We start from the raw sequence: 10,086 nt of genomic DNA on the forward strand, positions 1-10,086 counted from the left end.
TACGCGTTTGACTTAACCTACGACCCGAAGTACAGCGCGCTGGAGCCCAGGCTCGCGAGCAACCTGAAGCCGACACTAGACTTAATTAAGGGCCTGGTCTTCGATGCCCAGAACAAGAGGTTGATCGTCTACATAGACTACTGGTTCTTCGACACCAACTACATAGCCGGAATGGCGACTCTAGGCATAGCCAACCCGCTCGAGATACACACCGTGACGTGGCAGCTGGCACTTGACCAGAGGAACCAGACGGGCCTAGTGCTCTACCAGAGGAAGGGATACCAGTGGTTCAGCCTTGTCTACCCCGACCACGTGGCTCTGGTGAAGAACACTCTTGCCACGTACCTTAACAACCAGACTGTCTTTGCGAAGGCCAACGCGTACGCGAACGGCCTCCTCACGATGGACGAGTGGAACGCCAGGATACAGGCCGACCTGGACTGGATCAACGCCCACGGCCACGCATGGATAAGCCAGGGCCCGTTCTACTTGGACAAGTTCGATAAAGACGCGCAAACGGCTGTATACAAGGCCTTCAGAGACCCGACCTACCCATTCAAGAAGGGCGACTGGTACTTCGGCAAGCCCATCACGACACTGATAGGCGGCTACACTCTCAGCACAGTAATACCCGGCAAGATACTGCCGGGTAGCCCGGCCAACTTGACGGTCATAGTCAACGGTATACCACCGCTACACTTGGAGTACATACTGAAGGACGCTGCCGGCAACATACTGTCGACTGGCGACGCAGCCCAGATCAACCAGACGGCGTTCCTGATCTCCTTCCCGAGCGACTTCACGATCAACCTGGACTACAGGACCACATACTACCTGATACTCCTGGCTTACTCTGACGTAGTAGCGATGCCCGACATGAAGAAGATAGAGTTGACCACGGCCTCGACTGCGGAGGCGCTCCAGTACATGCAGAGCTTGAACCAGGAGGCGTTGAATAAGTTGCAGAGCGCCCTGAACCAGCAGATATCCAGCGTCTACAACCAGATTAACCAGTTGAACACCCAGCTAACACAGCTGAACTCCACCCTGACAGCCATGCTAGGGCAGCAGATCCAGGCTGTCATGACGGCTCTAACCCAGAACATCAAGACGGTCTCGGACGTGCTGACCAACCTGGCCAACGTGGTCAACACGACGCAGGCCACACTGACGAGCTTCCAGAGCTCGGCAAACAGCCAGTTCTCCTCCATATCCAGCGACCTATCGAGCATAAAGAGCACACTGGCCAGCATGCAGACTACACTACAGGGAGCCGCTTCGGCCAGCGACGTTGAGGCTTTGAAGAGCCAGGTCTCCACGCTACAGAACCTAGTATACGCCACTCTCGGGCTCGTAGTAGTGACTCTAATAGTCAGCGGTATTGGGCTAGCTAGAAAGAAGTAGCTTCCTAATTTTAAACACAACTATTTTTTCGACCCACACCAATACAGTCCTGCCCTGAGGATACGTATAAATACTCCCTCTAATTCCCTTTATTAGCGGTACGAGTGTGAGGGCTATGCCGGGCACTGGTAGGGTAATATTAAGGAGAGCGGTACTACTCACGATCGCCTTCATACTCATAGTCATATTAACGGCCGCGATACTCGAGGGCACTGGTTTCGCGCAAAAGATATACGAGGCACTTGTGACGCAAAACGTGCAGTCCGATGTACAGGTATACGCCAGGACGCACCCGGGCGCGTCACCGGCCGATATCCAGAACTTCAAGAACCAGATGACGAAGTACTGGATGGAGTACTACGGCCTCATAGACGCCAACGGCAACCCGGTCCCACCCTACATTAGGATGTGGAAGCTGGTCTTTAACAGCCTCAAGTTCGACTTCGGCTACACTAACCAGGAGGGCATAACCGGGTTGATAGGTAGGCTACCACCACAGCCCGTTATAACCGTGATAGCGGGCGTCTTGCCGAGGACCATCCTAATGGCCACCGTGGCCGAGCTCGTCTGTGCTCTGATAGCGCTACCTCTAGCTCCAAGGATAGCCTATAAGCACGGCTCATTGTGGGACAGGCTCATAGTTAGCTACGCGGCGCTCTTCAACGCTGTCCCGGTCTGGTGGCTGGCTATGATCCTCCTCTCGGTCTTCGGTTACACGCTCAGGATCTTCCCGACCAACTACAGAGCCTTGATGACGTACATAAACACGTTCTGGAGCAATCCGCTGGTCAACACGCTCTACATATCATGGTACGCGACGCTCCCAGTCATAACACTGGTCATAGCGTTCCTAAGCACCTGGCTGTACTCTATCAGGGCCATGGTACTGCGAATCGTGCGAGAGGACTTCGTCATGGTGGCCAAGGCGAAGGGGCTGCCCGAGAAGGATATAGCAAGAAAGTATATTGTGAGGGTCATGGCCCCTCCTATAGTGACGTACGTGATCCTGGCCCTCGCGGGCTCCCTGGGCGGGCTGATAATAACGGAGTCCGTCTTCGACTGGCCTGGCATGGGGACGCTGACGTACTACGCCATCACGACAGGCGACGTGAACACTGTGATGGGCGTCTTCTTCATCCTAGTGTTAGTGTATATATTGGCAAGGCTGCTACTAGAAGTACTGTACATCATCCTAGACCCGAGAGTCAGGTACAGGTAGGGTGGGGTAGCTATGGCGGCCCAGCAGCCCTCTCTAACCACGTTAATAAAGCAGAAGTTCATCAAGCCGCTGTGGGGCGGCCTCAAAGAGGTCTGGAGTTTCGGCACGGGTAAAGTAGGGCTCGCTCTACTATTCGTACTCGTCGGGGTATCCGCGGTAGCGACCGTTACAATGCCCTCTAACTTGCTCGCCATGTGGGAGAGCCCGTCCTTCTGGGACGAGAACCCCCTGCTAGTCCCTCCAGCATGGGTCGCCTACTTGGGCCAGCCGGTTGCTCCGCAGAGCGTCAACGTTTTAACTAGGCCCACTACGTCGATGGAGCAAGCCGGGTTCATGTACTACGTATACACTGTCAAGTACACGTTGACACAGCCGCAGTACCCGCAAGACATACTCGTCAAGGTACAAGGTGTCGCCGTGTTCAACGTCCAGGTAAACGGTACTTCAAAGGTGGTCTCCCCAACAATAGTCCTTAAACTGACGAGGCCAGACAACCTGACGTTTACCCTGACATCCGCAACCCCGACCGTTAGCAACATAACAGGGCTCTACGCGACAACAGACGTGAAGTTGGCAACGACAAACTACGGTGGAATAGCTGAGGCCCTCGGGTCGAAGTACATAAACGAGACGCAGCTGTCCAGCGTTATAGGGAATAACGCGACTCTGCTGTCCGTCGTGAGGCTCGGGATAATCAACAACATCGTGACGTTGATGAGGAGCTTCCCGCAGTTCTACATATTCGGGAAGCCCAAGGTAACCGTGACTCTCGGAAACGTGTCCTCTGACCTGTTACCGATATACCACCAGGTTGAGACAGTCGCGAACAGCGTAACTCCCGGCGCACCTGGCTCGGACTTGGTCAAGGAAAGCCTCAGCAGAGCCCTCTCAGAGCTTAGGACGGCGCTGGCCTCGAGGACCCCCTCCGATATGGTACCACACCTATACGCCGCGCTCGGCAACTTGACTCAGGCCTACGCCTTCTCGGCCGCCTACAACACTCTCACACCAGAGATGTCGAGTGCCCTGTCCTCCGCGATGACGTCGCTCTCGAAAGTTATAAACGACTTCGAGACGACTACAAAGTACTACAACATCGAAATACAGACGCAGCCGCTTACGGGGACGTACACTGCAGACGTCATCGTGTCTTACTCCACGGAGGCCCCGCTGTCACAGCTGCCAGGGCTACCTGTTAAGACCGTGCGTGTTATATTCAAGGGCTCGGCTTTCGGACTGCTAGGCACGGACGACATCGGCAGAGACTTAGCGGTCATACTGTTCTACGGGTTCCCCGTCGCCATGGCGATAGGCTTGACAGCGGCCGTGGCGACAACACTGATAGGGCTGATACTGGGCGTCATTAGCGGATACTACGGAGGCTACGTCGACGAGGCGATCCAGAGGACCGTTGACGTCATAGGTAACATACCGCTCCTGCCGATCCTTATACTGCTGGGCCAGATCGCGTTGTTGGTGTTCGTCAACAACCCGTTCATGGTGCTGATGACCATAATCACGGTCCTGATAGTCTTCGGCTGGGGAGGCCTCGCGATAACCGTCAGGACGATGACCCTGAGCATCAAGGAGGAGCCGTACATCGAGGCCGCGCTAGCGCTTGGCGCGAGCAACAGCAGGGTGATCCTCAAGCACATACTACCGCAGGTGGCAGCCTACGGTGTAGCCTCCATGGTGTTCTCAGTGCCGTCGGCCATACTGACCGAGGCGGGTCTAAGTGTGCTGGGTATAAGGTCGGGGTACCCCACGTGGGGTGCAGTACTCAGTAGGGCAAGGGACTCCAACAGGTACGACGTGTGGTGGTGGATCCTACCTCCGGGCATCCTGATCTCGATAACGAGCCTGGCCTTCGTGTTGGTGGGTCTAGCGATCGAGAGGATCGTTGAGCCGAGGCTGAGGACGCTGTAGAGGGAGTAAGGCAAGCACTTTTCGCGATAGCGTTTTTAACGTGCTCGTGGGACACGAAGTCGACCGCTACCCGCCTTCTCACACGAGCCCTAACCACAATTAACTATCTGTCGTTCAAACGCCCGGGAGCAATCGTCGAATACCACTAACCCCTCGAGTAATAGCCTCTTGCTCGGGGGTGAGGTTTCAGCCAGGTAAGTTCTCTTCACCTATCTAACCGGGAGTAACTCATCATCCTAGTAGAGGATAGATCCAGTCGCGGTGTTTTATGCTCTCTGTTAGAGGAATCAGCAAAAACGCCTCTCGGTGTTGCAGCCGTGGCGATCTAGAGCGGCTCTAATAGCCGGCTTAACTAGGCGCACCCGACTTCTCTTGTTCTAGCTTCTTGAGTTCCTCCTCTATCTCCTTCTCAATCTCCTCAATGGGCTTAGGAGGCGGTGTGGTGGCTAGTGTGTAGCCGATCCAAGCCAGTATTCCGAACACGCCTAGGACAGCTATCATCGCTGTTAACTGGAGTAGCTGCACCCAGTAGGGGGTCATGAACAGTATGTAGCCGTACACCACTATGACTATGATGCTCACAACGACTAGACCCCAACCGACCATTTGATCCCTGTTCATTGGTAACCCCCATATTCAGAAAGTACCTCAAGGGATAAAAACGTGTTGTTGGACCAAACAACTTCCACGACTTAGCCGTGGCAGTACTGCGATATCCTCCTCAGCAACCTAACCTCCATTCTCTTCATGTAGAACACCGAGAGCGCGAGGGAGAGGCTAACAATACCTGTTGTCGTGAATATGGCCCCTACCAGGGCCCTAATGTGGTGTATGACACCTGTTAGAAAGTACATGAGGAGCACGTAGAAGTCGAAGTACAGTCCCGGTATTAGGGTCAGGGCTCCGAGTAAGAACACGGTGAAAGTCGGGTTGTACCTCCACGTTAGCAACAACATGCTTAAGAGTATCGTGAAGCCGTGCCTAACACCAAGCTTCTTCTTGCCCACTCTCTTCCTGTACTTGATGGGGACCTCGGCTACTTTGTAGCCCGTCGAGAGGGTGTGGGACAAGATCTCGGCTTCAACGCTGAAGTCCTTGAACTCGAACTCGACCTCGTCTAGGATGCGCTTTCTCACCGCGTACATGCCGCTCAGCGCGTCGCTCAGTTTCACGCCGTAAAAGACGTTGAACAGGCTGGTCAGGAACCAGTTGCCGAACCTATACACTATGCTTTGGGCCCCCTTCTCGATTTGTTTCCTGGCTCCGATGACTAGGTCGTAGCCCTCTTCGACCTTTTTAATCAGGTCTTGGATGTGCTCGGCCGGGTAAGTGTAGTCGCCGTCCATTACTACAACGACGCTACCTGTCACGTACTTTAGGCCAGACTTTATGGCGTCTGCCTTACCACGCCCTTCTTGTCGAACCACTCTCACTCCCAAACTCCTCGCGACCTCGGGTGTACCGTCAGTCGAGCCCCCGTCTACGACGAGAACCCTGGCTGGGTCGTAACCCAACCCGATTACCTCTCTAAGGGTTTTCTCCAGCCCCTCCCTCTCGTTCAGCACGGGGATGAGGATGGTGAAGTCCGTCGAGACGTCGTTGCCCAACCTGGGCGGCACCTTGATAAGTCTATCAACAGGTTTATGTAAAAAGCTAGTGCCTCGAGCCTAGGTGTTGTAGCAGTGAAGTGCCACTACTGCGACAGGGAAGCTGTTGTGAGGTTGCCCTATGCTAAGCTCAACCTCTGCAGGGAGCATTTCGCGGAGTACCTTCTACGTAAGCTCGAGAGGAGCGTGGAGAGGTACAAGATGTTCGGTAGAGGTAGCAAGGTCGTCGTGGGCGTTTCTGGCGGTAAAGACAGCGTAACCCTCACCAAGCTTCTCTCGGAGTCTGGTCTCGCGAAACTACTCGTAGTCCACGTAAACCTGTCCATAGGAGAGTACTCCAGGATATCCGTGGAGACCGTGAGAAGGTTCAGTGTAGAGCACGGTCTAGACTACCTCATTGTGGACCTATCCGAGTACGGTATCAGCATCCCCGAGCTCGTCGCGAAGACTAGAAGAAGCCCTTGCAGCGTGTGCGGCATGGTAAAGAGGTACGTACTGAACGCGCTCACATTGGACCTGGGTTACGATGCGCTGGCTACTGCCCACCACGCAGACGACATGGCCGTGTACATAGTGAAGAGCTTCCTGCTACAGGACTACGACCAGCTCTACAAGATCTCCCCCGTTAATTACGAGGTGCCGGGGCTCGCCGCTAGAAAAATCAAGCCGCTCTACGAGTTCTACGAGTTCGAGATCGAGACCTTTGCGAAGCTCTACGGGTTACCGTTCGTGAGCGTAAAGTGCCCGTTCAAGCACGCGGGTTGGCTCGAGCGGTACGTAAGAGAACTGCTCGACAAGGCCGAAGAGGAGTCCCCCGGCTTCAAGATCTCACTACTCAGGTCTCACGCTAGGAGAACGTTGTCTATGAGGTCAGCGGAGCAAGCCAAGCCGAAGGCCTGTGCTAGTTGCGGCCTCATAAGTAGCGGAACCGAGTGCTCGTTTTGCAGGTTTACGAGGAGAGCCCTGGGCCAGCCGATGGGGCTCGTGGTCAGAAGATGGATTATCGAACAGGCCGCGGCGAGCGGGACGCGTCGGGTAACCGGCACCCCGCCTAGCTCGGTAGGCTAGGCGGCTGGGCTGGCGCGCGTCCACGCGAGAGAACTACGAGTAGGAGAATAGAGGTTACTATCAATAGAGCGACCAGTAGAGAGAGGATTAACAGGACACCCCCAGCCGGGCCTGAGCCGAAGCAGAGCGGGACGAAGAACAGAACTACACAGAACCCCGTCGACACGTTGGTGGCCGACGTCGAGGACTCAAAGATTGCTAGTAAAACCCCTACAATCGATATAGCAATACCTGCCACGAAGAGCAGGAAGCCTATGCGTGTTAGGCTGCTCATACCATCACCACGTGGTTAGCACTAGGAACGCTATGGTTACAGCCACTAATACTAACCCGATAATCGCCGCTACTAGGGCAGCCCTCCTGCTCGTCCCAAAGACGATGGGTATCGGCCCGATGATCAGAACACCCCCACCCTCTACTCTGTCTTCCCTATCCTCCTCCCCAGAAAGTAAGGCCCCGAACAGCATCAGCAGGAAGCCTACGAGGCTGATCGCCATCCCCAGTACTACGATGAGAACTCCAACCAAGCCCATCACTAACAGATCTCTAATGCAGATTACCATGCTATAAACTACTTCATGCCACCAGGTATGAACACCACGGGGACTATTGCGAGGCCTGTGGAATAGTCGGGCTTGTCGACGCGGTCGATCAGCCCGAGCCTATAGTATAGTCCCAGTAAGTCCACGTAGCCGAGAAATACCCTCCCACTGCCGCACTCGATCCGCCAGTACCTCTTCTTATCCTTCTCGATCATTTGGGCCCTAGCCTTGAGTACCTCCTCCAAAAGACGCGGGTCTTTCCGCCTGATAACGTCCATAGAGGTCTTAACGCACTTCTCGTACCAGTCGAGTATTGAGTAGTCTGCTATTCTTAGATGTAGCTTCCAATCGTTTACGCCCATCTCCTTACACACTTTAACGGCCTCGTCCACAAACTTCGCGACCTCTCCGCAGTACTTTTCGCCAATACACATAGCTGGCGAAATGTAGACGGAGGAGAACACCAAGAGCTCGGAGACTTCCCGCGACACGCCCCCGCTCTCCAGAAGCTCGACCATGCGCTCAAGCCCTGTAATGGGTAACGTCAGCTCTCTGAAGGGGTTCCCTTGAAGGTACCTCTCGACTTTGTCCCTGTACTTCTCCACGAGTCTCGGTGTCAAGCCGAGATCTCTGTACTTGAACCTCTTCCTCAACCACTCCACAGTGTCCCAGCTACCCTCTTCGTCGAGATCGAACAGGACCACCCCGCGGAGATTCTTGACTATAGAAGCGTAGAGCGCGAACATGTTCCCCCGGGTATTGCCGGTACTTTATTTTATCCGACGGCCCGGGTCTAAAAGGCTTATTAGAGAATCGCCCGCGGGACTCCTTTACCGGGTCATCGCGAGGAGCCCCCTCTTTAAGCTAGCTCACACTTCATAGTTAGGATAGGATTGGTGAAGGAAGTGAACGTCAAGCTCGCGGCGGGCGGTCTCATAGTAGTGTTGCTAATGGTATCCTTAGTTATTAGGGGTAAGAGGCCGAAGACCCCTATATGGAGTATCATGACGTTCACGGCGTTTATTGCTGTAGCGTCGGGCCTCGTAAGGCTCGACGAGCTTAACAGCGTGATAGACCTCAGCGTCGTGCTGTTCTTGATAGGCATGTTTAGTATCACAGGCCTAGCGGAGAGGTCCGGGCTATTAGACTACGTGGCGAGCAGGTTCATACGCCTGTTCAAGACGAGAAGGTCGCTAATAGTAGCATCCTCGCTACTATTCGGGCTTCTGTCAGCTGTAGCCGTCAACGATACCGTCGCGTTGATGGGCCCGCCGATCGCCTACACTATCTCGAAAGCGATCGGCGTCGACTCCGAAATGATGATGCTTCTACTGGCTTTCTCCTTGACCATCGGCTCCGTCATGACACCTATTGGTAACCCGCAGAACATGCTAATCGCTGTTAGGTCTGGCATGTCGGCGCCCTTTGTGAAATTTGTACTCTACTTGTCAATCCCGACCGCTCTCAACTTACTCGTCACGCCTTTAATCTTGATGAAGTTGTATGGCGTAAGAAACGGGCGGAAGATCGAGGTACTCCTAGTCCCAGAGGAGACGATAAAAAGCAGGAGAGACGCTGCCCTGGCTGGTATAGGGCTGGCCGTCTCGGTATCCGCGCTCGTGGTTAACGACCTACTACAGCTGATGGGTCTCCCCTACGTAGAGGAGAGGGGGATAATCCCCTTTGTCGTCGCCTCGGCCATATATGTGTTCTCGGAGAACCCACGTGAGGTCTTAAGCAAGGTGGACTGGGGCACTATAGTCTTCTTCATATCGATGTTCATAACCATGGAAGGGGTCTGGAGGAGCGGCTTCCTAAACCCACTTCTGGCGCTGTTTGTTTCGGGAAAACCGGTCGACACGCCTCTCAGTATTCTATCGATCTCGGCCCTCTCAGTAGTTGGGAGCCAGCTGATAAGTAACGTGCCTTTCACCAGGCTGATGATAACCGAGCTTCACGAAGCGGGTTACACAGGAAAACAAGACCTGCCCTGGCTGACGCTAGCTATGTCCACGACGATAGCTGGGAACCTGACCATACTCGGGGCGGCATCCAACATAATCATCGTAGAGTACCTCGAGTCGAGAATGGGGACCACCATCACCTTCACGAAGTTCGCGAAGATTGGCGCTATAGTGACGCTGGTAAACATCGTTGTCTACTTCGCTTTCCTAGCACCTCTACAACTTCTAGGCTTAGTCTCATAGGGCGCCCTCTCAGACGACCTGAGTGGAGCGGGTTTTAAGCCACGAGTCTCCATAACTTTTATTTAGATTGTATACAGGTGTCAGAGCACTCGTACAAAGCGAGGGCAGGGTGT

The 10,086-nt window shown here is 54.4% G+C and carries 9 protein-coding genes and 1 pseudogene; 5 read left to right on the top strand and 5 right to left on the bottom strand.

The annotated features are described in order from the left end of the window. The 3 genes and pseudogenes from ACP5VX_RS04400 to ACP5VX_RS04410 form a co-directional block, all read left to right on the top strand. Window positions 1-1,404 (top strand): annotated as a pseudogene (locus ACP5VX_RS04400) (ABC transporter substrate-binding protein); the annotation flags it as partial. 115 nt (window positions 1,405-1,519) lie between these two features. Continuing rightward, complete coding sequence (locus ACP5VX_RS04405; protein ID WP_428724681.1) at window positions 1,520-2,623, top strand: ABC transporter permease; 1,104 nt, start codon at window positions 1,520-1,522, stop codon at window positions 2,621-2,623. A 12-nt stretch (window positions 2,624-2,635) separates the two neighbouring features. Then, window positions 2,636-4,549: an ABC transporter permease gene (locus ACP5VX_RS04410; protein ID WP_428724682.1), complete on the top strand. Its 1,914-nt coding sequence runs from the start codon at window positions 2,636-2,638 to the stop codon at window positions 4,547-4,549. Between the two features lie 348 nt (window positions 4,550-4,897). Here the strand turns inward: ACP5VX_RS04410 and ACP5VX_RS04415 are convergent, their stop codons facing one another. Together ACP5VX_RS04415 and ACP5VX_RS04420 are read right to left on the bottom strand one after the other, a co-directional pair. Then, on the bottom strand, window positions 4,898-5,170 hold the full coding sequence (locus tag ACP5VX_RS04415; RefSeq protein ID WP_428724683.1) for a transcriptional regulator: 273 nt from the start codon (window positions 5,168-5,170) through the stop codon (window positions 4,898-4,900). Between the two features lie 71 nt (window positions 5,171-5,241). Then, a complete protein-coding gene (locus ACP5VX_RS04420) occupies window positions 5,242-6,168 on the bottom strand; it encodes a glycosyltransferase family 2 protein (RefSeq protein ID WP_428724684.1) in 927 nt (308 codons plus the stop codon). A gap of 63 nt (window positions 6,169-6,231) precedes the next feature. Between ACP5VX_RS04420 and ACP5VX_RS04425 the strand changes: the two genes are divergently transcribed. Continuing rightward, a complete protein-coding gene (locus ACP5VX_RS04425) occupies window positions 6,232-7,224 on the top strand; it encodes an ATP-binding protein (protein WP_428724685.1) in 993 nt (330 codons plus the stop codon). Here ACP5VX_RS04425 and ACP5VX_RS04430 read toward each other — a convergent pair. From ACP5VX_RS04430 to ACP5VX_RS04440, 3 genes are read right to left on the bottom strand one after another with little or no spacing between them, the layout of a single operon-like run. Further along, window positions 7,208-7,498 (bottom strand): hypothetical protein, encoded by a 291-nt coding sequence (locus ACP5VX_RS04430; protein ID WP_428724686.1) that lies wholly within the window; start codon window positions 7,496-7,498, stop codon window positions 7,208-7,210. The genes ACP5VX_RS04425 and ACP5VX_RS04430 overlap by 17 nt on opposite strands. A gap of 4 nt (window positions 7,499-7,502) precedes the next feature. Next, window positions 7,503-7,787, bottom strand: a complete 285-nt coding sequence (locus tag ACP5VX_RS04435; protein ID WP_428724687.1) for a TIGR00304 family membrane protein — start codon at window positions 7,785-7,787, stop codon at window positions 7,503-7,505. Window positions 7,788-7,795: 8 nt separating this feature from the next. Then, window positions 7,796-8,512, bottom strand: a complete 717-nt coding sequence (locus tag ACP5VX_RS04440) for a hypothetical protein (protein WP_428724688.1) — start codon at window positions 8,510-8,512, stop codon at window positions 7,796-7,798. A gap of 150 nt (window positions 8,513-8,662) precedes the next feature. On the opposite strand from ACP5VX_RS04440, the gene ACP5VX_RS04445 reads away from it, so the two are divergent. Further along, a complete protein-coding gene (locus ACP5VX_RS04445) occupies window positions 8,663-9,973 on the top strand; it encodes an SLC13 family permease (protein ID WP_428724690.1) in 1,311 nt (436 codons plus the stop codon). Window positions 9,974-10,086 lie beyond the last annotated feature (113 nt).

Source organism: Thermogladius sp., assembly GCF_049970955.1.
Classification (GTDB): domain Archaea; phylum Thermoproteota; class Thermoprotei_A; order Sulfolobales; family Desulfurococcaceae; genus Thermogladius.

Excerpts from the sequence above, each read along its gene's own strand:
- ACP5VX_RS04405 (WP_428724681.1), top strand. The coding sequence starts at position 1,520 with ATGCCGGGCACTGGTAGGGTAATATTAAGGAGAGCGGTACTACTCACG.
- ACP5VX_RS04440 (WP_428724688.1), bottom strand. The coding sequence starts at position 8,512 with ATGTTCGCGCTCTACGCTTCTATAGTCAAGAATCTCCGCGGGGTGGTC.
- ACP5VX_RS04410 (WP_428724682.1), top strand. The coding sequence starts at position 2,636 with ATGGCGGCCCAGCAGCCCTCTCTAACCACGTTAATAAAGCAGAAGTTC.
- ACP5VX_RS04435 (WP_428724687.1), bottom strand. The coding sequence starts at position 7,787 with ATGGTAATCTGCATTAGAGATCTGTTAGTGATGGGCTTGGTTGGAGTT.
- ACP5VX_RS04430 (WP_428724686.1), bottom strand. The coding sequence starts at position 7,498 with ATGAGCAGCCTAACACGCATAGGCTTCCTGCTCTTCGTGGCAGGTATT.
- ACP5VX_RS04415 (WP_428724683.1), bottom strand. The coding sequence starts at position 5,170 with ATGAACAGGGATCAAATGGTCGGTTGGGGTCTAGTCGTTGTGAGCATC.